Source organism: Brevibacterium sp. ZH18 (genome assembly GCF_022748595.1).
Taxonomy (GTDB): domain Bacteria; phylum Actinomycetota; class Actinomycetes; order Actinomycetales; family Brevibacteriaceae; genus Brevibacterium.
Window position 1 is genome coordinate 17,063 of sequence record NZ_JALDSX010000007.1, and the last position, 24,247, is coordinate 41,309.

General features: G+C 64.3%; 26 protein-coding genes. 16 read left to right on the forward strand and 10 right to left on the reverse strand.

Annotated elements, in window-relative coordinates:
* Positions 1–5: 5 nt before the first annotated feature.
* The 7 genes from paaC (at position 6) to MPN20_RS04385 (ending at position 5,562) form a co-directional block, all read left to right on the forward strand.
* Positions 6–974 (forward strand): 1,2-phenylacetyl-CoA epoxidase subunit PaaC, encoded by a 969-nt coding sequence (paaC, locus tag MPN20_RS04355; RefSeq protein ID WP_242779903.1) that lies wholly within the window; start codon positions 6–8, stop codon positions 972–974.
* Entirely contained in the window at positions 968–1,561 is a 594-nt protein-coding gene (paaD, locus tag MPN20_RS04360) for a 1,2-phenylacetyl-CoA epoxidase subunit PaaD (RefSeq protein WP_242779905.1), read from the forward strand. The genes paaC and paaD overlap by 7 nt, the downstream gene beginning before the upstream one ends.
* 1 nt (position 1,562) lies before the next feature.
* Positions 1,563–2,699 (forward strand): 1,2-phenylacetyl-CoA epoxidase subunit PaaE, encoded by a 1,137-nt coding sequence (gene paaE, locus MPN20_RS04365; protein WP_242779907.1) that lies wholly within the window; start codon positions 1,563–1,565, stop codon positions 2,697–2,699.
* An 87-nt stretch (positions 2,700–2,786) separates the two neighbouring features.
* A complete protein-coding gene (locus MPN20_RS04370; protein ID WP_242779909.1) occupies positions 2,787–2,939 on the forward strand; it encodes a hypothetical protein in 153 nt (50 codons plus the stop codon).
* The gene (locus MPN20_RS04375) at positions 2,936–3,805 is read left to right on the forward strand and encodes an enoyl-CoA hydratase/isomerase family protein (protein ID WP_242779911.1); all 870 of its coding nucleotides are present in this window, start codon (positions 2,936–2,938) and stop codon (positions 3,803–3,805) included. The genes MPN20_RS04370 and MPN20_RS04375 overlap by 4 nt, the downstream gene beginning before the upstream one ends.
* Positions 3,802–4,641, forward strand: coding sequence for a 3-hydroxyacyl-CoA dehydrogenase family protein (locus MPN20_RS04380; RefSeq protein WP_242779913.1), 840 nt, complete (start codon positions 3,802–3,804; stop codon positions 4,639–4,641). Before MPN20_RS04375 ends, MPN20_RS04380 begins: the two co-directional genes overlap by 4 nt.
* Positions 4,642–4,785: 144 nt before the next feature.
* Entirely contained in the window at positions 4,786–5,562 is a 777-nt protein-coding gene (locus MPN20_RS04385) for an enoyl-CoA hydratase-related protein (RefSeq protein ID WP_242779915.1), read from the forward strand.
* A 33-nt stretch (positions 5,563–5,595) separates the two neighbouring features.
* On the opposite strand, the gene MPN20_RS04390 is transcribed toward MPN20_RS04385, so the two are convergent.
* Positions 5,596–6,189, reverse strand: a complete 594-nt coding sequence (locus MPN20_RS04390; protein WP_242779917.1) for a YdhK family protein — start codon at positions 6,187–6,189, stop codon at positions 5,596–5,598.
* On the opposite strand from MPN20_RS04390, the gene MPN20_RS04395 reads away from it, so the two are divergent.
* A complete protein-coding gene (locus MPN20_RS04395) occupies positions 6,180–6,896 on the forward strand; it encodes a CueP family metal-binding protein (RefSeq protein ID WP_242779919.1) in 717 nt (238 codons plus the stop codon). The genes MPN20_RS04390 and MPN20_RS04395 overlap by 10 nt on opposite strands.
* Positions 6,897–6,923: 27 nt before the next feature.
* On the opposite strand, the gene MPN20_RS04400 is transcribed toward MPN20_RS04395, so the two are convergent.
* From MPN20_RS04400 to MPN20_RS04440, 9 genes are all read right to left on the reverse strand, one after another.
* Complete coding sequence (locus MPN20_RS04400) at positions 6,924–7,724, reverse strand: TVP38/TMEM64 family protein (protein ID WP_242779921.1); 801 nt, start codon at positions 7,722–7,724, stop codon at positions 6,924–6,926.
* Between the two features lie 143 nt (positions 7,725–7,867).
* The gene (locus tag MPN20_RS04405) at positions 7,868–9,451 is read right to left on the reverse strand and encodes a trypsin-like peptidase domain-containing protein (RefSeq protein WP_242779923.1); all 1,584 of its coding nucleotides are present in this window, start codon (positions 9,449–9,451) and stop codon (positions 7,868–7,870) included.
* Between the two features lie 201 nt (positions 9,452–9,652).
* Positions 9,653–10,264, reverse strand: a complete 612-nt coding sequence (locus MPN20_RS04410) for a DUF998 domain-containing protein (protein WP_242779925.1) — start codon at positions 10,262–10,264, stop codon at positions 9,653–9,655.
* A gap of 86 nt (positions 10,265–10,350) precedes the next feature.
* Positions 10,351–10,794 (reverse strand): MarR family transcriptional regulator, encoded by a 444-nt coding sequence (locus MPN20_RS04415; protein ID WP_242779927.1) that lies wholly within the window; start codon positions 10,792–10,794, stop codon positions 10,351–10,353.
* A gap of 103 nt (positions 10,795–10,897) precedes the next feature.
* Entirely contained in the window at positions 10,898–11,587 is a 690-nt protein-coding gene (locus MPN20_RS04420; RefSeq protein ID WP_242779929.1) for a DUF3592 domain-containing protein, read from the reverse strand.
* Positions 11,588–11,613: 26 nt separating this feature from the next.
* Positions 11,614–11,784 (reverse strand): hypothetical protein, encoded by a 171-nt coding sequence (locus tag MPN20_RS04425; protein ID WP_242779931.1) that lies wholly within the window; start codon positions 11,782–11,784, stop codon positions 11,614–11,616.
* A 17-nt stretch (positions 11,785–11,801) separates the two neighbouring features.
* Positions 11,802–13,175: an OFA family MFS transporter gene (locus MPN20_RS04430; RefSeq protein ID WP_242779932.1), complete on the reverse strand. Its 1,374-nt coding sequence runs from the start codon at positions 13,173–13,175 to the stop codon at positions 11,802–11,804.
* A 178-nt stretch (positions 13,176–13,353) separates the two neighbouring features.
* Positions 13,354–14,145: a SurA N-terminal domain-containing protein gene (locus tag MPN20_RS04435; protein ID WP_242779934.1), complete on the reverse strand. Its 792-nt coding sequence runs from the start codon at positions 14,143–14,145 to the stop codon at positions 13,354–13,356.
* 199 nt (positions 14,146–14,344) lie between these two features.
* A complete protein-coding gene (locus tag MPN20_RS04440; protein ID WP_242779936.1) occupies positions 14,345–14,917 on the reverse strand; it encodes a dihydrofolate reductase family protein in 573 nt (190 codons plus the stop codon).
* A gap of 173 nt (positions 14,918–15,090) precedes the next feature.
* Here MPN20_RS04440 and MPN20_RS04445 point away from each other — a divergent pair, with 173 nt between their 5' ends.
* From MPN20_RS04445 to MPN20_RS04480, 8 genes are all read left to right on the forward strand, one after another.
* Positions 15,091–16,305 carry a M20 family metallopeptidase gene (locus tag MPN20_RS04445; protein ID WP_242779938.1) on the forward strand — a complete coding sequence of 405 codons (1,215 nt, stop codon included), beginning with the start codon at positions 15,091–15,093 and terminating at the stop codon, positions 16,303–16,305.
* Positions 16,306–16,487: 182 nt separating this feature from the next.
* Entirely contained in the window at positions 16,488–17,651 is a 1,164-nt protein-coding gene (locus MPN20_RS04450) for a thiolase domain-containing protein (protein WP_242779940.1), read from the forward strand.
* Positions 17,651–19,408, forward strand: coding sequence for an AMP-binding protein (locus MPN20_RS04455; protein WP_242779942.1), 1,758 nt, complete (start codon positions 17,651–17,653; stop codon positions 19,406–19,408). Before MPN20_RS04450 ends, MPN20_RS04455 begins: the two co-directional genes overlap by 1 nt.
* Complete coding sequence (locus tag MPN20_RS04460) at positions 19,405–20,241, forward strand: SDR family oxidoreductase (RefSeq protein WP_242779944.1); 837 nt, start codon at positions 19,405–19,407, stop codon at positions 20,239–20,241. Before MPN20_RS04455 ends, MPN20_RS04460 begins: the two co-directional genes overlap by 4 nt.
* Positions 20,242–20,302: 61 nt before the next feature.
* Complete coding sequence (locus tag MPN20_RS04465; RefSeq protein ID WP_242779946.1) at positions 20,303–21,340, forward strand: DctP family TRAP transporter solute-binding subunit; 1,038 nt, start codon at positions 20,303–20,305, stop codon at positions 21,338–21,340.
* Between the two features lies 1 nt (position 21,341).
* Positions 21,342–21,947 carry a TRAP transporter small permease gene (locus MPN20_RS04470; RefSeq protein ID WP_242779948.1) on the forward strand — a complete coding sequence of 202 codons (606 nt, stop codon included), beginning with the start codon at positions 21,342–21,344 and terminating at the stop codon, positions 21,945–21,947.
* On the forward strand, positions 21,944–23,422 hold the full coding sequence (locus MPN20_RS04475; protein ID WP_242779950.1) for a TRAP transporter large permease: 1,479 nt from the start codon (positions 21,944–21,946) through the stop codon (positions 23,420–23,422). Before MPN20_RS04470 ends, MPN20_RS04475 begins: the two co-directional genes overlap by 4 nt.
* A gap of 46 nt (positions 23,423–23,468) precedes the next feature.
* Complete coding sequence (locus MPN20_RS04480; protein ID WP_242779952.1) at positions 23,469–24,236, forward strand: SDR family NAD(P)-dependent oxidoreductase; 768 nt, start codon at positions 23,469–23,471, stop codon at positions 24,234–24,236.
* Positions 24,237–24,247: the final 11 nt, after the last annotated feature.

A 24,247-nucleotide genomic window follows, 5' to 3' on the forward strand; every position in this document is an offset into this window, starting at 1 on the left:
TGACGATGAGCAACGAACCTTCCATCAACGTCGACCACGACGAAGCCGGAGCCAACATCGAGCACGGCGACCACGAGAACGCCTATTCGGGCCTGCTCGTCAATGACGCGCATTGGGCCTTCGGCACAGACTTCGAAGACCCCCTGGCCGGCGTCGACACGACCGTCCCTGAGGGTGTCGACCCGAAGGACCTCGCGGCATACTGCCTCATGCTCGGCGACGATGCTCTCGTCTTCTCTCAGCGGATCTCCGAATGGTGCTCCAATGCCCCTGACCTGGAAGAGGACATCGCGCTGGCGAACATCGCCCTCGACCTGCTCGGTCAGTCTCGGCTGCTGCTCGCGCGTGCCGCTGCCGCAGACCCCGGGCTCGTGCCGCAGCTTCCCGAAGGCTCGCCGGTTCCTGACGAGGATCGCCTTGCGTTCTTCCGCGAGGACCTGCAATTCCGCAATGTCCGGCTCGCCGAGGTGCCCAACGGCGACTTCGCCGAGGCGGTCGCGAAGATCCTCATCTACTCCACCTGGCGCCTGGCCATCTTCGAACGCCTCCAGTCCAGCAGGGACTCCGTGCTCTCGGCCATCGCCGTCAAAGGCGTCAAGGAGATGACCTATCATCGCGACTTCGCCGGCCGCTGGGTGCTCACCCTGGCCCGCGGCACCGATGAGTCGAAGACACGACTCCTCAGCGCACTCGACGGACTCTGGCCCCTGTGGGAGGAGCTGTTCGAGACCCACCCGACCGAAGCCTCGGTGGCGGCGGCCGGAATCGGTGTCGACCCCGCCGAGGTGGCCGACGAGGCCGGAGTCATCCTCGACCAGGTCTTCGCCGCAGCCGGCATCGACCGTCCCGAACGGGGCGTGCTCGCAGGCGTGCGTGGGAAGAAGGGCCGCGACGGACTGCACACCGAAGCACTGTCGAAGATGGTCGCCGACATGCAGGTCGTCGCCCGCCAGTACCCGGAAGGACGATGGTGACTGCAGCTCTCGATACCCGCACCCCCGCCACCCCCGACGGCCGCGACATTCATCGCACCGACGCCGAGGTGCTCGATCGTGCCCGTGCCGCCGAGGTGCTCGATCGTGCCCGTGCCGCCGCCGCTCGCGTCACCGATCCGGAGATGCCGATGCTCACGCTCGTCGACCTCGGCGTGCTCCGCGATGTCGCGATCGAGGACGGCCGCGTCGTCACGACCATCACCCCCACCTACTCGGGATGCCCGGCGATGGCGACGATGCGCGATGACCTGCAGCGTGAACTCCAGGACGCCGGATTCTCCGACGCCGAGGTGCGGGTGTCTCTGACACCAGCCTGGACCAGTGATTGGATCACCGAAGAGGGGCGGAAGGCACTCAAAGGTGCCGGGATCTCCCCACCCGGGCAGGCGCCTCGGCGGGAGGGGCCTGTGGCTCTGACTCTGATGCCCACCAAGCGGGCCCTGACATGCACCCTGTGCGGATCGACGAATGTGCGCCTGTCCTCGGAATTCGGACCGACGGCGTGCAAGGCGATGTATCAGTGCCGTGACTGTCTCGAGCCGTTCGAACACGTGAAGGAGATCTGAGATGACCGAAACGATCGATCAGAGCGCCGAGGCGGCTCCCACGACCCAGCCGAGCGCCCCGACCGTTTCCGGCGTGGGTGCCTCCCGGTCGAGCTTCTACCCGTTGACCGTGAAGTCCGTCGACCATCTCACCGAGGACTCGGCGGCAGTGACCTTCGACGTCCCGGATGAGTACGCGGAGCTCTTCGACTTCGCCGCAGGGCAGTCCCTGACTCTGCGTCGGATGATCGAGGGTGCCGAGCACCGCCGCTCCTATTCCATCTGCGCCCCGGCCGGAACGGACCCGCGCATCGGTGTCCGCGAGATCCCCGAGGGGCTCTTCTCCAGGTGGCTCGTCCGCGACGTCCGTCCGGGTGAGACCATTGAGGTCCAGCCACCCAGCGGCAGCTTCCAAGCCGACCCCAACCTCGGCGGGCGACATCTGTGCATCGCCGCAGGATCGGGCATCACCCCGATGCTCTCGATCGCCACGACCGTGCTGTCCAATCCGGACGCCTCGGTCACCCTGCTCTACGGCAACCGGAACACGAACACCGTGATGTTCGCCGAGGAGCTCGCGGACCTCAAAGATGCCCGCAACCAGCAGCTCGACCTCATCCACGTCCTCTCCCGCGAACCCCGGGAGGTTGAACTCTTCTCCGGTCGACTCGACGAGGCAAAGCTGCGCGCGCTGCTGACCTCGCTGGTGCCCATCGGCGACATGGACCATGTGTGGCTGTGCGGTCCCTTCGGCATGCTCAGCGACGCCCGCGCGGTCCTCGCCGAATTCGGAGTGGCCAAGGACAAGGTCCACTTCGAGCTCTTCTACGTCGACGAACCGCCGCCGGAGGTCGTCCACGCGGACAAGGTACTCGAGGGTGCCACCAGCGACGTCACGATCGTGCTCGACGGACGGCGGACCACCTCGGCGATGTCGCAGGGCAAGACGATCCTCGACTCCGCACAGGAATCGCGCTCGGATCTGCCCTTCGCCTGCAAAGGCGGCGTGTGCGGGACCTGCCGGGCCAAGATCTGCGGCGGCGAAGTCGACATGGTGCGCAACTACGCCCTCGAGGACAGCGAGGTCGCGGACAACTTCGTGCTCACCTGCCAGACGTTCCCTGTCAGCGACGAGGTCACGGTCGACTACGACTCGTGATCAGCGAGACTTCCGAGCGCTCGCCGGCCTCGGTCGCTAGGATCGGGAATCACCGACACCGCCTGCACACCACTACTGAGGAGACTCATGCCAGAGGCATTCATCCTGGACGGACTGCGCCCACCCATCGGTCGCTGCGGCGCAATCCTTGCTGATCAGCGACCTGATGACGTAGTTGCGACCACGCTCAAGGCCGTCGGCGTCGGCCAGGGTTCGGCACTGCTGTTGGAGCGTGCATGAGCGCGGGCGCCGCCGCAGCGTCGTCCCCGGTCGTCGTCGAGCGCCTTGCCGATCGCGTGATCATCCGGCTCAACCGTCCCGAGGTGCGCAACGCCATCGACCAGTCGATGGTCGATGCCCTGCACGCGGTGTGCGCTGAGCTTGAAGCCGACCCGAAGGTCGCGATCCTCACCGGCTCGAGCGGCGTTTTTGCTGCCGGAGCCGACATCGAGCAGCTGCGCAACCGCGGTCGCGACGAGGCTCTGGCCGGAATCAACTCGAAGCTCTTCACCCGTATCCAGGAACTGCCGATGCCGGTCATCGCGCTCGTCGACGGCTTCGCCCTAGGTGGTGGGGCTGAGCTCGCGTTCGCCTGTGACTTCCGGATCGGCACGCCGACGACGAAGATCGGCAATCCCGAGGCCGGGTTGGGCATCCTCGCCGCAGCCGGTGCCGCGTGGCGCCTGCGCGAACTCATCGGCGAACCGCGGGCGAAGGAGATCCTGCTCGCGGGCCGGACTCTCCAGGCCGAGGAGGCCAAGGCCATCGGACTGCTCAACGACGTCGTCGATCCCGAGGACCTCGAGCTCGCCGGTGGGGCACTGGCCGACCGGATCGCGAGCTTCGCGCCGTTGGCTGTGCGGTTGAGCAAATCAGCGTTCCACGCACCGAAGGACGCTCACCCGCTCATCGACAACCTGGCCCAGGCCGTGCTGTTCGAGACCGAGGAGAAGTACGCCCGGATGGATGCGTTCCTCGCGAAGAGGGAAGTGAAGAAGCGGGCGAAGGCCCACGCCGCGGCGACCGAGGCGATGGCCCAGCAGGCCGATCCCCGTGCCACTTCCAGTACCGATCCCCGTGCCGATCAGGAAGGTCGCACCGAATGAGTGAGCAGATCGCACAGGTGCCCGACACTGTCGGCGTCTATGGCGGCGGCCGGATGGGCGCGGGCATCGCCCACGCCTTCGCGGTGGCCGGCGCCCGAGTCATCGTCATCGAGAACACCGACGACACCGTGGCAGCCGCCGAGGAGCGCATTGACGCCTCGATCGAGAAATCGAAATCCAAAGGCATCGTCGTGTCCGGCACCGTCGAAGTCGTCCGCGACCCGACCCTGCTCGACCAGGCACTCCTCGTCGTTGAGGCGGTGCCGGAGATCGTCGAACTCAAGCAGGAAGTCCTCGCCGGAATCGCGAAGTACGCTCCGGCCGCAGCCATCGGCACGAACACGAGCGCACTGTCGATCGACGAGCTCGCCGCAGCCCTGCCCAGGCCCCAAGCGCTCATCGGCATGCACTTCTTCAACCCGGTCCCGGTTAGCGACCTCGTCGAGGTCGTCGTCGGCACGCATACAGCACCGCCCCTCGTCGATGCCGCGAAGAACTGGGTGGCGGGTCTGGGGAAGACGGCGATCACGGTCAGGGATTCGCCCGGATTCGCGTCGAGCCGCCTCGGCGTGGCCCTTGCTTTGGAAGCGATTCGGATGGTCGAGGACGAGGTCGCCGAGCCTGCGGACATCGATCGGGCGATGACCCTGGGCTACCGGCATCCGGCCGGGCCGCTGAAGACCACGGACATCGTCGGCCTCGACGTGCGTCTCGGAATCGCTGAGCACCTCGAACGCGAACTCGGCCCCCGATTCGCCCCGCCGCAGCTGCTCAAGGACAAAGTCGCCGCAGGTCAGCTGGGCCGTAAGTCCGGCCAGGGATTCTATACGTGGTGACCGTTCGGACCCGGTGAACCGTCCTCAGGGTCCCGCCCCGACCATCCCATCAGTTCCGCGCCCGACCATCCCATCAGTTCCGCGCCTGACGATCCCATCAGTTCCGCGCCCGACCGCCGCGTCATCATCTGCAGAGGAGCACGCATGACCGAGATCAGACTGACCAGCCGTGACCGCATCGCCGAGATCATCCTCGACGGGCCCGAGTCCCGCAACGCGCTCGACGCCGATGACCTCCGGGACATCGCGGCGGCCGTGGCCAAGGTCGCCGAGGCGATCCCCACCGTGCGCGCGCTCCTGATCAGGGCAGAGGGCAAGGTCTTCAGCTCTGGTCGCGACATCTCGGCCGTCGACGTCGACACCGATGATGCGCACGCGTTCCTCGCCGAGATCTTTACACCTGTCTTCAACGCCATCCGTGCCCTGCCGATCCCGGTGATCGCGCAGGTCCAAGGGGCCGCGCTGGGGCTGGGCTTCGGGATCGCGGCCGCCGCGGACATCATCTATGCCGCCGACAACGCGAAGTTCGGCTCGCCGTTCGCCGCGATCGGAGCGATGCTCGACTCCGGTGCGCACCACGTGTTCCTCGACCGGTTGGGCTACCACCGGACGATGGACCTCATCATCACCGGGGATTTCATGACCGGCGCCGAGGCGGCTGCTGCGGGCATCGTGTCCCGTGCAGTTCCTGCCGAGGACCTGTCCGAATTCGTCGAGGCGAAGCTCGCGAAGATCGTCAGCGGACCCGCCGAAGCCTTCGCCATGGAGAAGGGTTTCGTGCAGGAGCTCGCCGACGAGCGACCGACTCTGGGGCAGGTGCTGGCAAAGGAGGCCGACCTGCAGGAGACCGCGCGTCAGACCCCGGACTATGCCGAGGGGTTCAAGGCTTTTCAGGAGCGTCGGACGCCGAACTTCGGGTGAGCCGCCGTGGGGGCTCAGCCTCCAATGCTGAGATCACTTGACTGGCTGGACCTCGTCCTCGGTGACCCATTTGTGGTTCGTCATCGTCATGCCATCCATGTCGATATCGACCATGTAGACGGTATCCTCGGTCGAGCTGTCGATCGTTGCTTCGGCGCCCTTCATCCCGGGCATGTGGTCTGCTTTGAGAATCACCTTTGCGCCGTCTTTGAGGGGAGCCTTGCCGGGGTTCTTCAGTTCTTCTTGGACGACCCATTTGTGGTCTTTGACCGGGTCGCCGCCGTCGGTGGGCGTGTAGCTGACCGAATATGTGGTGGTCTCGAAGGCGCCCGAGATCGTCGCCTTCGCGCCCTTCATTCCGGGCATATGGTCAGCGGCGAGAGTGACCTCATCTCCAACGGCGTATGTGGGATCGGATGCCTTTTCGATGCCTTTGGGCGGCTGGCCGCCGTCCGCGGCGTGCTCATGGCTTTCTCCGTGGTTCTCACTCGATGCCGACTCGGACTGTTTCTCATGCTGTGAATGCTGAGCAGCCTCGTCGCCTTCAGAGCTGGCACATCCCGACAGTACCAGCGCCGATGCGGCTGCAATCGCAACGATGGTCGTCGACAGAGTGGATGTATTCATTTCTCTCCTGCAATTTCCTTGGCCATTGCGGTCCGATCGCGGGCTGCACGGGGGCGCCCGACGCCGACGATATACCTAGAGGGGGTATAGTTGTCAACGTGATTCAGATAGAAACGATGCGTGTGGCGATGCTAAGGCGAGCCATCGCCATCGCGGCTCTGACCTTGCTCTTGGCAGCTTGTGGGACCGACGATTCGGGCTCTGGGCCACGCCGCGATCAGGTATCGACGGAAGAGTTCCTCTCCGAACACGGATTGGATGGGATGGACGCCGTTGAAGCCATTGACCATCTTGACCGACTTGCAGTGGCTGATCGCCCGAGTGATCTCATGGCATCGGTCTACCCCGATGAGCTGGTGCTGGCCGGTGAAGCGCAAGAGGTGACTTTCGATCTTCCGGAGGAGACAGCGTATGTCTCGATTGCTCCGTACGTGAACACCACTCATGACTGCTTCTACCACAGCCTGACAACCTGTCGCGGAGAGCTCGGAAACGAGGAACTCGACGTGAAGATCACTGACAGCGCCACTGGCGAACGTGTCGTCGACGATCAGGTAACCACGTTCGACAACGGCTTCGTTGGGTTCTGGGTTCCAAGCGACATCGAAGGAACCATTGGGATCACCTATGAAGGAAAATCCGGTTCTGTCGAATTCTCAACTGCGGATGACGGTGCGACCTGCATCACCGATCTTCGGCTCAGCTGATCTGAAGCCTCAGCCATCTGGGCCGGATCAGCCCTCGGGCTTCGCCTTGGACTCGCCCTCGACGTCGGGCCCGTCCTCGATCTCATACGCGTCCTCGACTTCGGATGCGCCTTTGGTCTCTGTTTCTTTCGAGCTCTTTCGGGTCAACTTCCAGCGGCGGAAGGTGATGATCGTCAGCACGATGACCAGTGCCCAGGAGATGCCGACGGCGATGCCGTTGACGATTCCCGGATTTCCGATGAAGGCTCCCACTGCCACGAGGGAGAGCTGGCCTGGAAGGGCCGAGACGACGGTGGCGAAGAGGAATGTGCGGCTCTTGATGCCCAGCGCCCCGCTGCCGTAGTTCACCGGCCAGTAGGGGAAGCCCGGCATGAGGCGCAGCATGCACACCGCGTAGAAGCCGCCGTTGGTCAGTCGTGATTCGATCGCCTCGGCGTGACTGCCCAGCAGCTTCATCACCGTGTCGCGGCCCAGGCCGCGGGAGATCCAGTAGCCGCCATAGCAGCCGGCGACCACGCCGATCATCGACAGCAGAGTGCCGAACGGCAAGCCGAAGACGAGGCCTCCGGCGACGGCCATGATGGTCACCGGTATCGGGGTGGCGGCGACAACGGCGTAGAGGCCGATGAAGATGCTGAAGCCCCAGAACCCTGCCTGGGCGATCTCGTCTTGCAGTGAGTCGAGTGAAGGCAGGCGCACGTTGAAGACCAGCCAGAGGCAGACGAGGATCACCAGGGCGAGTGCGACATTGCGCAGAATCGACGAGACGGGCATGCGTCCGGAGCCCTCAGGCTTCGGGCGCGGGTCGGAGTTCTCGTCGTTCGGCATGGCTTGATCCTACTTGTCTGCCCGCACTGGCCGGCCACTGCCACCACGACAGGATCGCGCCACACAGTGGTGACTGTGCGGCGCGATCAGTGCTTCTGCGTCTTTTCGTCCGGAACGATGGGTGCCGGTCCGATGCGACTCGTTCAGGAGGCGGGCCCCTCGGTGAGGGTCACGGTTGCCGAATGGCTCTGTCCGGACGCGTCAATCCAGGTCAGCCCCACCTTGTCGCCCGGGTTGTGCTTGGCGATGACGTCCGAGAGCGTGGTGGGGTCGGAGATCGTCGTCGAGTCGATCGACGTGATCGTGTCGCCGGCCGTCAGACCCGCCTTCGCCGCAGGAGTGTTCTCATAGACGCCGGAGACCACGGCACCTGAGGAGCTGGTGCGTGCAGATCCGCTGGAGGCACCGGAGGAGTCTTGGCCGCTGCTCTGGTCACTGCCCTGTCCGCCCGGGGTCATAGTGCTTCCGGATTGGGAATCGGTCGCCGACTGGACGCCGATGCCCAGGAATGCCGGATAGCCCAAGGTGTTCGTCTGCGTCTGCTCGCCGCTGACGATGCTCTTGGCTGTGGCCAGTGCGCTGTCGATGGGGATCGCGTAGCCGGTGATGTTCGCCGAGCCCGAGGACGCGGCGGTATCGATGCCGATCACGTCGCCGTCGCTGTCGAGCAGTGCTCCGCCGGAGTCACCTGCGACGATGTCCGCGTCGACCTCGATCATGTTGTTCAGTGACTCGGAGTCAGCGGAGGACTCAGCGGTGGTCGTGACCGAGGCGTTGAGGTCGGTGACAGTTCCGTCGGCAGCCGCCAGCTGGCCGGTTCCGCCGGCATTGCCGACTGCCGTCACATCGGCACCGACCTTGACGTCACCGTTGTCGACCTTCGCAGTCTGCAGCCCGGAGGCGTCCTTGAGCTGGAGAACGGCCACGTCCTTCGTCGAATCTGAGCCGAGAACCTTCGCCGTGTAGGTCTTGCCCGTGGTGGCCACGGTGACCTTGATCTCCGTCGAGTCGGCGATGACGTGATTGTTCGTGAGGATGAGTCCGTCACTGCTGAGCACGATGCCGGTGCCCGCCGCCTCGGCGCTCTGGTAGCCGAGTTTCGTGTCGATGAGCACGACCCCGGTCGATTCCTTCGCACTCGCGGGGGTTGCATCGGTCTGCGTCGAATCGGCGCCCGGCATCGTTCCATCGGCTCCGCCGCCGGAGCCATTGCTTGTGCCTCCGGAACTGCCTGTCCCACCATTCGCGCCGTTTCCGAAGCCGCCGGCTGAGCCGTTGCCGCCACCCGTGCTGCCGCCGGTGCTGCCACCGGTCTGGCCCTGGAGCGGAGCCGATCCGCCGTTGCCAGCGGCCGACAGCGGTGCCTCCTGCGCAGTGATCGCCGAGACGGCATTCGCACCGAACTGAGCGGCGAATCCGCCGCCGACGAGCATGAGGGAGAGTCCGGCCGCCGTGCCCAGAGCAATGAGTCCGCGCCTGCGTGCCCGAGAACGGTGGGACGTGGCGTTCGCCTGTCCGTTCGCCTGAGCGACCGCTGCTCCGAATGCCGACGCCGAGGTTGTCGCCTCGTTCATCGGCGACTGACCTGACGCGGACGTGAAGTTCATCCCGGGGTGCGGGGGCTGGTTGGGGGCCTGCGGGGAGTTGACGGCGGGGTACGGGGAAACGGAGGGCCGCCTCGGCGTCGGGTTCTGGTTGGATTCGGGATTCTGCTGTGGATGATTCATCGTCGCTCACCTTGTCAATGTCGGTCTGTGGTGCTTTCCTCTATTGACTCTCCGCATCCTGTGGCAGGGCTGTGCCGTTGCTGGTTCTGTGCTTCGAGTGAGCACTCAACTCGCCGAGACGCTGTGTGCCCGAACCCTCACAGCCTCATCGCTCTGGTGATTCTGCGGTCCTGTGGTTCTGCGGTTCTGCGCCGCGAAGCGTCAGTGTGCGGCGATGATCATGATGCCGGCGGCGACGCCGATGTAGAAGAGGTTGACGGCGAGGATGAAGACCCGCTCGGAGATGCCGAAGACCTTCGGGCGCAATTTGGTGATGATGAGGACGATGACGCTGATTACGAGGGCGACGAGAGCGATCCACGAGAGCGCGTTGAGGATGCCGGCCAGGGGCTGGACCGCCTCGGCGGTGAAGAGGCGAACGAAGTTGCCCATGCAGGCATAGCTGAGGGCGAACCAGGCGATCGCGAACAGGTAGTGAAGTCGGCCGATGCGAGTGAGCTTCTGCCCTTCGAGGTTCGTGGGCGCGAAGGGCAGGACGAGGAAGATCAGCGCCAGCGCCCCCAGGGCGATCGTTACCCAGGTGGCATCCGACCAGGACGAGAGCCCGGTGGCCACAGCCGCGGCGAGGAGTGCCCAGAAGGGGACGGTCAGCCAGGTCATGATGTTGCTCAGACGCCGAGTGCTGCCGACAGCGTAGTCGCTGACGGCGTGCTCGACGATGCCGTACTCGCTCTTGACGACGTGAAGGCTGATGAAGACAACGAGACGGGCAAGACCGAAGACGAGTGCGAGGGCGGCGAGGACGGAAGTCATGAGTGCTCCTTGAAGAAGGCGATGAACGTGAAGATGTGTGGAGGGATGGAATGCGAAAGTGCGTCCGGGGGAGTGGAAGGCGACGTCTACGGGGCCGGGTCAGCATGTTCGCCCGGGTGGCGAACCGTGCGCACTTCGTCGTGCAGGGAGCGGACGGTCGCGGCCAACCCGCTGGGGTCGAGGCCGATCGCGCGCGCGTTGTCGTCGAGTGAATGGCCGAGTAGGTGCCCGCAGCGGTCGGTCTTCTCCTGACCTGCAGGCGTGATGTGGAGTTCGCGCCGATTGCCCGAGCCGATCGCCGCGTGGTTGGTGACGAAGTCCTTCGTCAGCAGAACTTTGACGATGCCGCTGCCGGCCGCCTCGGTGACTCCGAGCGATTTGGCGAGCAGGCGGCCGGTGATCCCCGGGTGCTGGGAAAGGATGACCAGAGCCACGTACTGGTTGTAGGTCAGGCCCTCGGGGCGGAGGATTTTCTCTGCCCATTTATCAAGGGTGCGTACCAGATCGTGGAGTTCATGTGCCAGGTCCATGAAGTAAGTTAAGCACTTAAGTTAGTCGAGGGCAAGAGCCGCGTGAGACTTCTCTGCAGCGCGTGGTGATGATTCCGCCCAGGGTGGACCGAGGCGATTCGCGTCAGCGGAAGGTGACGACGATGGCGCTGCGCTTGGGCAGGCGTGCGGGATCGAAATGAACCCGGCAGGTGTCGCCGACCTGCACGTTGGAGGAACGGAACGGGATCCTCACGACGTGCCAACGCTGACGACCGGCATCGTCGTGGAACGTGACGGTGGTCTTGTACTTGTAGACGTCCATCTCGTGGACCAGCTTCATGTTCGTCACTGTGCCCGTCACCGGCGAGAACTCCGACTGGACGCGCGCCCGCTCGACTTCGCGTCGCTGGATGCGGTACGCGGTTGCCTGCGGGAGGAACAGCACCCCGATGGCGAGGACGAAGGCGATCATCCAGCCCCAGGTAGGGGCATCTCCAAGGGTGATGGCAAACGCGCACGCACCTGCGGCCAGGCCGAGGACGACGTATCCGAGGAACCGGGTCGCGCCCCACCCTGCCAGGTCATCACGTACCTCGGCGGTGAAGAAGTCGAACACCATTGCGCCGAAGCCGAGGGTGAACGCGCCGACCGTCAGGAAGGGCAGAGCCGGGGCCCGGTCCGCGCCTGTTCCGCCCGTGCCGGTCGAGGCTACGCCGGCCATCCACGTGGTGAGGAATGCGAGCAGGATGACCAGGCACCACAGGGCAATGGAAACGACCCTGACCTTGGACTTCTGTTTGAAGAAGCCGAGGTCAGGGTCGTTGAGGCTCATGTGAGTCCTGTTCGCCGAGGCTGTGTTCAGCCGGTGAAGATCGCGATGGCTTTGATGACCGTCAGGGACAGGCCCCAGACGAGTCCGCCGACAACGACGACGGACAGGGTCGTGCCGACGGCTCTGTACGCTCCGCCGACGGGCGACTGCGGTGAGCCTTCGGGCGGGATCTGGGCGATGTGTGTGCTGCTGCTCATGATGTCTTCCCTATCCTTCAGTCGTTGCCTTTGAGGGCGGCAGCCTGCTCGGCCTTGACGGACTCTTCGCGTTCGAAGTACTTCTCCTTGACCGGGCGGACGAGGAGGTTCGCGATGAAGCCGATGGCCAGGGCGCCGACCATGATGTACATGCCGGGTGTGTAGAGCTCAGGGCCCGACTTGCCGGCCTTCTCGCCGGCCTCGACGACCGAGTTGACGATGAGCGGTCCGGCCACGCCTGCTGCCGACCATGCGGTGAGCAGAGCGCCGTGGATGGCGCCGACCTGGTAGACGCCGAAGAGATCCTTGAGGTAGGCGGGAATGGTCGAGAATCCGCCGCCGTAGAACGAGATGATGACCAAGGTGGCGAGAATGAACAGGACGATGGAGCTGCCGCCGAAGAGTGCCACGATCAGATAGAGCACCAGTCCGACGCCGAGATACATCATGTAGTTGTTCTTCCGGCCCAGGTAGTCCGAGGTCGTCGACCAGATGAAGCGGCCGCCCATATTGCCGATCGACAGCAGTCCCACGAAACCGGCGGCAGCCGCGGCCGTGATGCCGAAGTAGGCCTGGATCATCGGAGCGGCGTTCTCGAGGATGCCGATGCCGGCAGTGACGTTGAGGAACAGGACGACCCACAGGAACCAGAACTGCGGCGTCCGGATCGCATTGCGCACCGAGACATTGCCCTTGGTCTGCATGGGCTTGGTCGTCGCTTTGGCGGGGTCGAAGTTCTTGGGCGTCCACTCGGGGTGTGGGACTCGGATGACGAAGGCGCCGGCGGCGATGACCACGGCGTAGACGATGCCGAGGGTGACGAATGTCGGAGTCAGTCCGGCCACGAGGTTCTCAGGATCCTGACCGCCGCCGTAGAAGCTCATCAGCTGGTTCGACATCGGGCTGGCGATGAGTGCACCGCCGCCGAATCCCATGATCGCCAGGCCGGTGGCCAGGCCCGGACGGTCCGGGAACCACTTCATCAGGGTCGAGACCGGGGAGATGTAGCCGATGCCCAGGCCGATTCCGCCGATGACGCCGTAACCGAGGTAGACGAGCCAGAGCTGGCCGGACATGATGCCGAGCGAGGCGATGAAGAACCCGACGACCCAGCAGATGCCGGCGGCGACCATCGAGGCGCGCGGCCCATTCTTCTCGACCCAAGGGCCGAAGACGGCCGAGGAGATGCCGAGCATGAGGATCGCGATCGAGAAGATCCAGCCGATCGAGACCTCGCCCGCATCGAAGTGCGCCATGAACGGGATCTTGAACACGCTGAAGGCGTAGACCTGGCCGATGCACAGATGGATGGCCAGGGCAGCCGGTGGGATCAGCCACCGGTTGAAGTTCTTCGGCGCGACGATCGCCGATCGTGTGAGCACGGGGGCCATGGAGGTTCCTAACACTGAGGGCTCGCCGTGGCGCCATCAGCGGCGGCACCGGTCGAGTGGATGAGCGCCTCTGTCAGAAGCGCTTATGTTCCCCTATAGAGTAGAGCCCTCCCAGTGTTTTCGCGACAATTTCCCAGAAATTCCTCGCAGTCGGGAGCCCCATGGCCGGTGGGCTTCGTCAGAGGTTGATCGTGACGTCGCCCTGCTTACGCAGTTTCTCTGCGTACTTCTGGGTCGCCTCGGTGGACTTCTGGCTCTTGACCTGCTTCTCGAGCTGGGGGCGCATCTTCTCGATCGGCGGCATCTCCTGGGCCTGCTGACCGCCCTGTTGGGCCTGCTGCTCCTGCTGGGTCTTCGCCTGTTCGTAGGCCTGTCCGATCTCTTCGCCGGAGACCTTGAACTCGCCGTACTCGTCCTTGATCAGATCTTCGATCTCAAGCTGGGTCTTCAGCTCGGAATGGACCTTCTTCTCGTCCATTCCCTGCTTCTCCATCGCTGCGAGGAAGTCCTTCTTGCTCATCTGGCTCGACTCGGCCGACTCACCGAGTGCCTTATCGATGTCCTTGTCCGAGACCTTGATGTCGCGCTTCTGGGCTTCCTGGCTCAGCAGCTTGGTGCTGACGAGGTTCTCAACAGTCTGCTTCTTGAGCTGGTCGTCATCGACCTGCTGGCCTGACTGCTGTGACTGCATCTGCATCTGCATCTGCTGGTACTGGGTTTCGTAAAGAGGGATGAAGTCGTCCTTCGTGATCTCCTCGCCGTTGACCTTGGCAACGACATCAGGGATGTTGTCGGTGTTCGGCTTGCCCTGCTGGGAGTCCTGACCCTGGCCTTGTTCCTGACCGGGACTCTGCTCGGCTGCGGCCGAGGTCTCCGGGGACTTGGATTCGCCCTGGGGCGAACCGCAGGCGGCGACGCTCAGCATGGATACGGACACGGTGAGGCCCAGCAGCCACTTGCTCTTCTGCACATTCACTCCTGATATCGGGATCAGCCTGTCAGGCTAACAGTCCGATGTCACCGGAGTATGTGTGGAGTATGAATGTCGCTTGGCAAGCGGGGTGCGACGGTCGATGACGCCGAGGTCGGAAGGTCATGTTCGGTACGGAGTGAGATGACCGATGCGGTTCGAGTCCCGTATGACCAGGTGCATTCATTAGGTGCATTCTTTAGGTGCGTGAGTCGCTTCGCGCCTGTGGGCTGTAGGCCGAATAGACGATGCTGCTGACAAAGGACTTCGAGTCGAGCAGCTGCAGTCGGGGGTGGGTGACATCAGTGTCATCAGGGAAGAAGCCGCGGCCACGTCCCTGCCACACCGGGTAGGTGAACATCCGGTACTCATCGACCACCTCGGCGGTGATGAGCGCATGCGCCAGGGTGATGCTGCCGGTGACGATCACATCGCGTCCGGGCTCCTCGCGCAGGGCGGCGACCGCGTCGACGGGATCGCCGTCGATGATGCTCGAGTTCTCCCAATCGGGTTCGGTCAGGGTGGTCGAGACGACGCGTTTGTCGATCCGGTTGAGATGATCGGCGACCCCGGTGACGTCATCGGTCTGCAGCGGCCAGTAGCCACGGAAATCCTCGAAGGTCTGCCGACCCAGCAGCAGCACATCCTCGTTGGCCGACTGCCGCATGAGCTCGGCGGAGAGCTCCTCGTCCTGGGCCTGTGGATCGAACCAGTCGTCGAGCATTTCGACTCGACCATCAAGTGTCATGTTCTGGGTGATGATGATGCGCACGGCGGGCTCCTCGTTGAGTGGCGGTGTCACCGACCACGCTACGCACGGAGGGGCTCGAGGTCCATGGTTCGATGCTCGCGCTCGGCTCTGGCGTCGAAACCCCAGGGCACGGCCGTGGCTTTCTCAGTAGAGTCGGACTCACAGCACTCTCGGCCCGAAGGAGAACCGTGTCCATGCCCGCAACACCTGCCGCACCTGCCCCCGATTTCCGCACCGAAGCGCAGAGCCTCCAAGACGATCTCGTCACCCTGCGCCGCACCCTGCACCAGAATCCGGAACTCGGCTACCAACTGCCCTTCACGCAGAAGACTGTTCTGGATGAGCTGGCTGGCTTGGGTTTGGAGATCACGACGGGGGAGTCGCTGACCTCAGTCGTCGCCGTACTCAAGGGCGGTCGTCCCGGCCCGGCAGTGCTGCTGCGCGGGGACATGGATGCCCTGCCCGTGGTCGAGGACACCGGACTCGACTTCGCCTCGACGAACGGCAACATGCACGCCTGCGGCCATGACATGCACACCGCAGGCCTCGTCGGTGCCGCTCGTCTCCTCGCCGCGCACAGGGATGAGCTGCCCGGCTCGATCATCTTCATGTTCCAGCCGGCCGAAGAGGTCGATGGTGGTGCGCAGCCGATGATCGACGAAGGTCTGCTCGATGCTGCCGGTGTGCCGGTCGTCGCGGCCTACGGCATCCACGTCGAGGCCGATGAGCGCGGACGATTCAGCACCAAGGGCGGGCCGCTTATGGCCGGATTCGCCGACCTCTACCTCACGGTCCACGGCGCCGGCGGCCACAGCTCCCAGCCGCAGGCCACCCGCGACCCAGTTCCGGCAGTCGCCGAGATTGCCTTGGCGCTCAACACCATGACGACACGGTCCTTCGACATCTTCGACCCGGTCGTCGTCTCAGTCACCCAGCTCGAGGGATCCCAGGCGAGCAACATCATCCCAGACACGGCGAAGCTCGTCGCCTCGATCCGGTTCCTCTCTCCCAACTCGATCGCCCTGCTGCAGGAACGTGTGCCCGAAATCGCTGAGAACATCGCGCGGGCACACCGGTGCACCGCCGAGGTGGACTTCCAGGTCGGCTTCCCCGTGACCATGAATAACCCTGCCGAAACGAGGACGGCCATCGACCGCCTCGGCGAGGTGTTCGGCAGTGACCGGGTGCAGGAGATGGAGGTGCCGCGGATGGGTTCGGAGGACTTCTCCTTCGTCCTCGAGAAGGTGCCGGGTACGTTCGTGTTCCTCGGCGCGACCCCCGAAGGCATCGACCCGAACGCTGAGACGAACCATTCGCCCCGAGTCCAGTTCGACGACGGTCTCCTCGGCGATCAGGCCGCGGCGCTCGCCCACCTCGCGTTCGCGCGGCTGCTGGATGAGGTGGGCTGAGCCTGGCGGAGCGTTGTAACTCGCCTGATGTCGCGAGGCTGCCTCGTCGAGCACACACCCTCGCGCACTCATCGTTCCATATGGTGGATTCGTTTTGACCAATAGCTGGGACTGGGGAAAGTATGGCAAGGAGAGTTTCATCACAGACATCCCGCCGAGGCGGGTGAACCGAAGGAGTTTCCATGCCCAAGCCTGCGATCATCGGCTGGTCCCACGGGAAGTTCGGGCGCTCCGAATCACCGCTTCCGGAGATGATGGCCGACGTCGCACGCGGCGCGATCGCAGATGCCGGGCTCGAACCTTCCGACATCGACGTCATCCATGTCGGTGTCTACAACAATGGTCTCTACCGCCAGGGATTCGAAGCAGCACTGCCTGGCGTCATCTTCCCCGAACTCGCTCTCACTCCGGCCCACCGCCACGAGAACGCTTGCGCCACCGGCTCCACCGCAGTCTTCGCCGCGCACGACTCCATCGCTGCCGGACGCCATAAGACCGCTCTGGTCATCGGGGCCGAGCGTATGACCCAGGTCTCCGGCCATGAAGTCAATGAAGTCCTCCTCAGTGCCAGCTATCGGGAAGAGGAAGAGCACTACAAATCCTTCGCCGGCGTCTTCGGCGAGATCGCCCGCCAGTACTTCGACCGCTACGGCGACCACTCGGAAACCCTGGCCAGGATTGCCGCAAAGAATCATGCAAACGGCTCACACAACCCGCTCGCCCACATGCAGAAGGACCTCGGTTTCGAGTTCTGCAACACGGTCTCTGAAAAGAACCCCTACGTTGCCGAACCCCTGCGCCGCACGGACTGCTCGATGGTCTCCGACGGGGCTGTCGCCCTGGTCATGGCCGCCGAGGATGTCGCCGCCTCCGCGCCCCAGGCCGTGACCTGGCGCGGCATGGGAAATGCCAACGACGTGTTGCCCCTGTCGAGGCGTGACCCGTTGGAATTCGCCGGCAGCCGCGCCGCCATGAACCAAGCACTGACTGCTGCGGGCATCGGCATCTTCGACCTCGACCTGCTGGAGACCCACGACTGCTTCACCATCGCCGAACTCCTCGAATACGAGGCCTTCGGTCTCGCCGAACCCGGCCAGGGTCACCGCCTCCTCGCCGAAGGAGCCACCGAAGTCGGCGGCCGCCTTCCGGTCAACGCCTCCGGCGGACTCAAAGCCAAGGGCCACCCGATCGGCGCCACCGGAGTCTCCATGCACGCACTCGCCGCTGCCCAGCTCACTGGCCGCTCACCTGGCATCCAGATCCAAGACGCCGAACTCGCCGGCGTGTTCAACATGGGCGGAGCCGCCGTGTCCAACTTCGCCTCCATCCTCGAGCGCACGCGCTGATGCGGGCCATCTCCCCGGCGTCGCCGGCGAAGGGCTTCACTCCAACGCCTCGGCGCGGAGTCAACGTCGCCCACTTCCTCACCCAGACCGCCCGCCGAATCCCCGATCACACAGCAGTCATCGACGACGACCACGGCGTGCGCTGGACCTGGAAAGACCTCGAAGAGCGCGCCGAAGCACTGGCTCTCGAACTCCAGTCGAGTGGCGTGGGCCGCCGCGACACGGTCCTTCTCGTCTCGGCCAACCACGCTGAGGTGATCCAATCGTTCTGGGGCATCATCCGTTCCGGAGCCGTCATCGCCCCACCCAATGCCGCTCTGTCGAACGAAGAGCTGCTGAGCATCTGCGCCGATGTCGCCCCTGCAGCCGTCATCGCGGATCGGGCGCATGCTGACTTCGTCGAAGAGCTGCAGAGTGCTGGATTTACGGGAGCAGTCCTGTGGATCGGCGACCTGCCACATGAGCCGTCTTCATCGAGCGGACCACTTACCGCCGAGGGGACCAGTTATAGCCGGTCCCCTCGACGAGAAGTGGTCCGCTCGACGGGCGCTGCGGGAGACTTCGCGGTCGAGGAGGATGATCCCTGCTGGTACTTCTTCACCTCGGGGTCCACGGGCAAACCGAAGGCGGCGACGTTCACGCACCGCCACCTCGGCGCCGTGCTAATGAATCATCGCTGCGATCTCTTCCCCACCGAGGATGAGAATGGTGCCTCGCTCGTGCTGGCGCCGCTCTCGCACGGGGCCGGCATCCACATGCTGGGGCAGGTCTTCGGCGGCACTCCCTCGGTCATCCACCCTGGTGGCAAGGTCGACCCGACCACGCTGTGGGACTCGATCGACGACTACGGGATCACCAATGCGTTCACCGTCCCGACCATCCTCAACCGCATCGTCGCAGGCTACCCGGCTGATCGCGGCCCCGACGATCACACCCTCAATCGGGTCATCTACGCGGGCGCTCCGATGCTCGCCGCCGACCAGGCCCGGGCGCTCGATCGGCTGGGTCCCTGCTTGGTGCAGTACTTCGGACTCGCCGAGGTGACCGGTGCGATCACGATCCTGCGCCCCGAGGAGCACGGGATGATTCCGGTCGACTCGGCCGGCATCGGCACGTGCGGTCGCGCCCGGACCGGGGTCGAGATCATCATCCTCGACGATGCCGGCACCGAGCAGGCAGCAGGTGAGCAGGGCGAGGTCTGCGTCGCGGGACCCACCGTCTGCTCCGGCTATTTGGGGCGGGCCGACGCGAACACCGAATCGTTCGCCCACGGGGTCTTCCACACCGGCGACATCGGCTACCTCGACGAGCGCGGCTTCCTGTTCCTCACCGGGCGCAAGTCCGACATGTACATCTCCGGCGGGTCGAACGTGTACCCCCGCGAGATCGAGGAGCTCCTCCTCACCGACACCGAGGTGGCTCAGGCCGTTGTTGTGGGTGTGCCCGATGCGCAGTGGGGAGAGATCGGCGTGGCCGTGATCGAGGCGATCGTGCCTGGAACCGCAGGGGCGTCGTCGAAGGGAGGCCAGCCGAGCGAGCGCACCTCCGTTGAAGGTGCAGACGGACAGGCAGTTGCGGAGCCGGTCGCCGAAGAGCGTCGGCAGAGGTTGCGGGCACTGTGCAAGTCCGCGTTGGCACCGTACAAAGTGCCCAAGGAAATCCACTTCGTCGAGGAGATGCCGGTGACGGCGTACGGGAAGCTCGCTCGCAAAGAGATCAAAGCTGAATACTCACAGGGACGAGGGACCGCACGATGAGCGATCTGAGCGGAAAAGTCATCATGGCCATCGGCTGCGGCACGCCTGACGGGCAGGTCAACAACGGCTTCGCCGCAACTCAGGCATTCCTTGCCGCCGGTGCGCGCGTGTGCATCGTCGACCGGGACGCCAACGCCCTCGACCAGGCTCGGGCGGCACTTACCTCGGACCGCCTCGGCGAAGGTGATGGCGCTGATCTGGGCTCACGGCTGACCACGGTCGTCGCCGACGTCGGGGACGAGGACTCGCTCTCGGCGGCCTTCGGCCACTGCGCGCGGACCTTGGGTGATCCGACTGTCCTGCACTACAACGTCGGGATCGTCGTCAACGGCGGCCTCGATGTCCTCGAGACGACTGCCTTCGCCACGGCCCTCGACATCAACCTCACCGGGGCGTTCTCCGCGATGAAGCAGGCTCTGCCCTACATGCGAAAGGCCGGCGGCGGGTCGATCATCACGGTCTCCTCGGTGGGCGGGATGCGCTACATGGGCTATGACTATCCGGCCTATGCCGCGTCGAAGGCGGGGCTGATCGAACTGACGAAGGTTGTCGGTGCGCAGTACGCGTCCGAGGGCATCCGGGCGAATTCGATTGCTCCCGGGCTCATCGAAACTCCGCTCATCCACAACTCGATCAGCGGTCACTACGGCTCGGTCGAGGAGATGCTCGCGGCGCGGCACGCACTCTCACCGACAGGGAAGATGGGCCAGCCCGAGGATGTTGCGAAGCTCGCGGTCTTCCTCGCCTCCGAGGACTCGAGCTACATCAACTCCACGCTCATCCCGGTCGACGGGGGACTCGTGCACTTCGCCGGCTCGCCGCCGAAAGGATGATTGGCCAACCGCGACGACAGACACATAACTCAGCAAGAAAAACAGAATGAAGGAGGCAATGGTGCCGATAACGGTAACGAAGAGGACAGTGCTCAGCTGGCTCGCCGTGCTGATGACACTGGCCCTGCTGTTGAGCGGGTGCGGAACGAACTTCGGCACCACCGACGACGGCAAGCAGCGCTATCGGTGGAAGATGACGGTGACCACCGGCTCTACGAGCACGTGGTACCTCGCAGCCGAGAAGTTCGCGAAGGACCTCGAAGACGAGACCGACGGTCGCATCACGATGAAGGTCTTTGGCAACGAACGACTCTCCGCAGGTGAGGCCACCGCAGGAGTCGAACAGCTCATGGATGGGGCGAAGGACTTCTCCTACAACTCGCCGATCATCTACTCCGGCGTCGATCCGCGCTTCGGTGCGGTCACAGCTCCCTTCATCTTCGACTCCGTCGAGGACGGGCAGAAGGCGCTCGCCGGTGAGGGCGGCAAGGTCTACGCGAAATACCTGTCCGAGCGCGGTGTCCACCTCCTGGGCTTCGGCGAGTCGGGCATGCGACAGCTGACCAACACGCACCGCCCCATCCACACTCCCGACGATCTGCACGGGCTGAAGTTCCGCATTCCCGGATTCGGCCTCTACACCGACCTGTATCGGACGCTCGGGGCGAACCCGACGACGATGCCGTTCGGCGAAGTCTTCACAGCACTTCAACAGGGCGCCATCGACGGCCAGGAGAACCCCCTCGACGTCATCTACTCGTCCAATCTGCAGGAGGTCCAGCCGTACCTGACCATGTGGGATTACTCCTACGACCCGCTGGTCCTGGGCATCAACCAAAAGCTCTACGACTCGCTCGATCAAGAGGACCAGAAGCTCGTCAGCCGACTGGCCGCTGACGCCAACAAGTTCCAGATCAAATCGAACCGCGACGGAGCGGAGAAGATCATCGGCGAGCTCAAGGACTCCGGCATGGAGATCAACAAGCTCAGCGACTCGGAGAAGGACGCTTTCCGCAGCGACCTCAAACCGCTGTACAAGAAATATCGCGCTGTCTGGGGCAAAGACATGTCCGACGCATTCATCCCGGAAGGACTCTGACATGAAGATCGTCAAATGGTTCGAAGACTGGGTCGTGATCTTGTCGTTCATGGTGATCGTGATCGTCACCTTCATCAACGTCCTCTCCCGCTACATCTTCCAAGCCTCGCTGGCCTTCACCGAGGAGATCACGATCAACCTCCTCGTCGTCCTGACGATGATGGGCGCGGTCGTGGGGATCCGCCTCGGCGCGCATCTGGGTTTCACCTACATCGTCGAGAACGTCAAAGGCAGCGCCCGCAAAAGCCTCATCATCATCGGCTCGGCGCTCATGATCGTCTTCCTTGCCGTCCTCCTGATCTGGGGCGGAGAGATGATGATCAACCAGGCGATCCGCGGCCGAGCCACCCCGTCGCTGGGCATCCCGCAGTGGCTATTCACGCTCTCCATTCCGCTGGCAGGGCTGCTTGGAATCATTCGCAGCATCCAGGCCGCACGCGAATCCCTACACGAGGACACCTCCGCCGAGGCGGTCGCTGCGCGCCTGGCACAGGAAGCAGTTCCAAACATTGACGACGCTGAGCTGCACACGTCCTCACACACGTCCTCGCACACGGCGACCGCCGCCGGAAGTGCCAGTATCGACCACAAGGGAGGCCGCAAATGATCGAGCTACTGCTGTTCGGAAGCTTCTTCCTGTTCCTCGCCCTGGGCATCCCGGTGGCGTTCTCACTTGGCCTGTCCGCGGTCACCGTCCTCATCACCACCGATGGGCTGCAGGTTCTCGACGTGGTGCCCTCGGTGATGTTCCCGTCGATGAGCTCGGGCACGCTGCTGGCGATCCCGTTCTTCGTCCTCGCGGGCATCATCATGCAGTACACGGGCATCTCGCAACGCCTCATCGACCTCGCGTTCCTCGTCTTCGGCAGGTTCAGCCACGGTCTGGCAGCGGTGACGATCATCTCCGCGTTCTTCTTCTCCGCGATCTCCGGATCCGGACCGGCCACCGTCGCCGCGATCGGTGCCATCCTCATCCCCGCACTCGTGCGCAACGGCTACCAGAAGAAGCATGCGGTCTCCCTTGTTGCGGCCTCGGGTTCGATGGGAATCGTCGTGCCGCCGTCGATCGCGTTTATCATCTTCGCGGTCGTCGCCTCCGAGTTCGGGTCGATCTCGATCTCGCGACTCTTCATCGCCGGCATCGTGCCCGGCGTGATCATGGCCGTCGCGTTCTTCGTCGCGGCCCTGTTCGTCCCGCGTGTTCGTGAGCTGGCGGGCCTGCCGACGAAGGCGAAGTCCGGCACGTCCGATTCGGGTCTGTTGACCAAGGGCCAGAAGCCCACCGCCGAGGCGGCCGTGACCTCGGGCGCGTCCGTCGGGGCCACCGCCGGTGACGGTTCTACAACGACTCAGTTGCTCGCCGTCGGCACCGGTGCTGCGGATCCGACGGAAACGGTCGATCCGGAGGGCGGGTTCGGAGAGTTCCTGTCCGCGCTGGTCAAAGCCATCCCGGGTCTGCTGATTCCGGTCATCATCCTCGGCGGCATCTACGGCGGAATCTTCACTCCCACCGAGGCGGGAGCCGTGGCGTCGGTGTTCGCCCTGCTGGTAGGACTCTTCGTCTACCGCGAACTGAAGTGGACCGATCTGCCGAAGGTGTTCCTCGAATCGGGAGTCTCGACGGCGGTCATCATGTTCATCGTCGGCGTGGCCAGCCTCTTCTCCTACGTCATCACGGTCGAAGGCATCGCGGAGCGGGTCTCGACCGCGGTGCTCGGGGTCACGGACAACAAGTTCGTCATCCTCGCGGTGATCACGGTCATCCTGCTCATCGTCGGTGCCTTCGTCGATGCGATCAGCGCATTTTACCTGTTCATCCCGATCCTCGTCCCGATCCTGCTGGGCGTGGGCGTCGACATGACGACGATCGGCGTGTTCATGACCGTCAACCTCGCGATCGGACTGTTCACGCCGCCGGTGGGACTTAACCTCTACGTGGGTGCCGGCATCGGCAAGGTCAAGCTCGAGGAAGTGGTGCGCGGCATCATGCCGTTCCTCATCTGCGCGATCATCGCCCTGCTGTTCATCACCTACATCCCGGCGATCTCGAACTGGCTGCCTGACCTCCTCGGGGTCGGATAGGCGCAGTGCTGCTCACTGACCATTTTTCACACATCACAGGAGAACCATGGAACCCTATCTGCTGACGAACAAATCGGCCCTGGTCACGGGTGCCGCCCAGGGCATCGGGCTGGCCATCGCAACCTCGCTGGCACTGCGCGGAGCCTCGGTCGGCATCGTCGACCTCAAGGGCGCCGAGGCGGCAGCCGAATCCCTGTCGAAGCAGTTCCCGGAGCAGTCGTTCTCCGGGTTCGAACTCGACGTCCGGGACGCCGAGGCGGTCACCGCTGCCGTCGCCTCGTTCGCGAAGGCTCGCGGCGGGATCGACATCCTCGTCAACAATGCTGGCACGGCTGCTCGAGTCGGGATCGATGAGATCACCGCCGAGCAGTGGCAGCGCGACCTCGAGACCAACCTCGGCGGGACGTTCAACTTCATCAAGGCCGCCATCCACCCGCACATGCTCGACGCGGGGACCGGATCGATCGTCAACATCTCCTCGATTTCGGGCATCAACGGCGGCGCCGTGTCCGAGGGTGATGCGGGAGCTCGGTCCGGGCCTGCCTATGCGGCGAGCAAGGGCGGGATCATCGCGCTGACGAAATGGGTGGCCAAGGAGTACGGACGGCAGGGGATCCGCTGCAACTCGGTGGCGCCGGGCCCGGTCGAATCCGCGCTCACCGCCGGACAGTCCTATGACACGTCCGGTCAGGCGCTCGACCGGATGGGTCAACCCAGTGAGATCGCCGAGGCGGTCGCCTACCTGGCCAGCGATGGTGCCGCATTCACGACGGGTCAGATCCTGCGCATCGACGGCGGGGCCGTGATGTCGTGACCGCAGGCTGA

Bases quoted from the DNA above. Each gene is read 5' to 3' on its own strand.
- paaC (WP_242779903.1), top strand. From the start codon at position 6: ATGAGCAACGAACCTTCCATCAACGTCGACCACGACGAAGCCGGAGCC.
- paaD (WP_242779905.1), top strand. From the start codon at position 968: ATGGTGACTGCAGCTCTCGATACCCGCACCCCCGCCACCCCCGACGGC.
- paaE (WP_242779907.1), top strand. From the start codon at position 1,563: ATGACCGAAACGATCGATCAGAGCGCCGAGGCGGCTCCCACGACCCAG.
- MPN20_RS04370 (WP_242779909.1), top strand. From the start codon at position 2,787: ATGCCAGAGGCATTCATCCTGGACGGACTGCGCCCACCCATCGGTCGC.
- MPN20_RS04375 (WP_242779911.1), top strand. From the start codon at position 2,936: ATGAGCGCGGGCGCCGCCGCAGCGTCGTCCCCGGTCGTCGTCGAGCGC.
- MPN20_RS04380 (WP_242779913.1), top strand. From the start codon at position 3,802: ATGAGTGAGCAGATCGCACAGGTGCCCGACACTGTCGGCGTCTATGGC.
- MPN20_RS04385 (WP_242779915.1), top strand. From the start codon at position 4,786: ATGACCGAGATCAGACTGACCAGCCGTGACCGCATCGCCGAGATCATC.
- MPN20_RS04395 (WP_242779919.1), top strand. From the start codon at position 6,180: ATGTATTCATTTCTCTCCTGCAATTTCCTTGGCCATTGCGGTCCGATC.
- MPN20_RS04390 (WP_242779917.1), bottom strand. From the start codon at position 6,189: ATGAATACATCCACTCTGTCGACGACCATCGTTGCGATTGCAGCCGCA.
- MPN20_RS04400 (WP_242779921.1), bottom strand. From the start codon at position 7,724: ATGCCGAACGACGAGAACTCCGACCCGCGCCCGAAGCCTGAGGGCTCC.
- MPN20_RS04405 (WP_242779923.1), bottom strand. From the start codon at position 9,451: ATGAATCATCCACAGCAGAATCCCGAATCCAACCAGAACCCGACGCCG.
- MPN20_RS04410 (WP_242779925.1), bottom strand. From the start codon at position 10,264: ATGACTTCCGTCCTCGCCGCCCTCGCACTCGTCTTCGGTCTTGCCCGT.
- MPN20_RS04415 (WP_242779927.1), bottom strand. From the start codon at position 10,794: ATGGACCTGGCACATGAACTCCACGATCTGGTACGCACCCTTGATAAA.
- MPN20_RS04420 (WP_242779929.1), bottom strand. From the start codon at position 11,587: ATGAGCCTCAACGACCCTGACCTCGGCTTCTTCAAACAGAAGTCCAAG.
- MPN20_RS04425 (WP_242779931.1), bottom strand. From the start codon at position 11,784: ATGAGCAGCAGCACACACATCGCCCAGATCCCGCCCGAAGGCTCACCG.
- MPN20_RS04430 (WP_242779932.1), bottom strand. From the start codon at position 13,175: ATGGCCCCCGTGCTCACACGATCGGCGATCGTCGCGCCGAAGAACTTC.
- MPN20_RS04445 (WP_242779938.1), top strand. From the start codon at position 15,091: ATGCCCGCAACACCTGCCGCACCTGCCCCCGATTTCCGCACCGAAGCG.
- MPN20_RS04450 (WP_242779940.1), top strand. From the start codon at position 16,488: ATGCCCAAGCCTGCGATCATCGGCTGGTCCCACGGGAAGTTCGGGCGC.
- MPN20_RS04455 (WP_242779942.1), top strand. From the start codon at position 17,651: ATGCGGGCCATCTCCCCGGCGTCGCCGGCGAAGGGCTTCACTCCAACG.
- MPN20_RS04460 (WP_242779944.1), top strand. From the start codon at position 19,405: ATGAGCGATCTGAGCGGAAAAGTCATCATGGCCATCGGCTGCGGCACG.
- MPN20_RS04470 (WP_242779948.1), top strand. From the start codon at position 21,342: ATGAAGATCGTCAAATGGTTCGAAGACTGGGTCGTGATCTTGTCGTTC.
- MPN20_RS04475 (WP_242779950.1), top strand. From the start codon at position 21,944: ATGATCGAGCTACTGCTGTTCGGAAGCTTCTTCCTGTTCCTCGCCCTG.
- MPN20_RS04480 (WP_242779952.1), top strand. From the start codon at position 23,469: ATGGAACCCTATCTGCTGACGAACAAATCGGCCCTGGTCACGGGTGCC.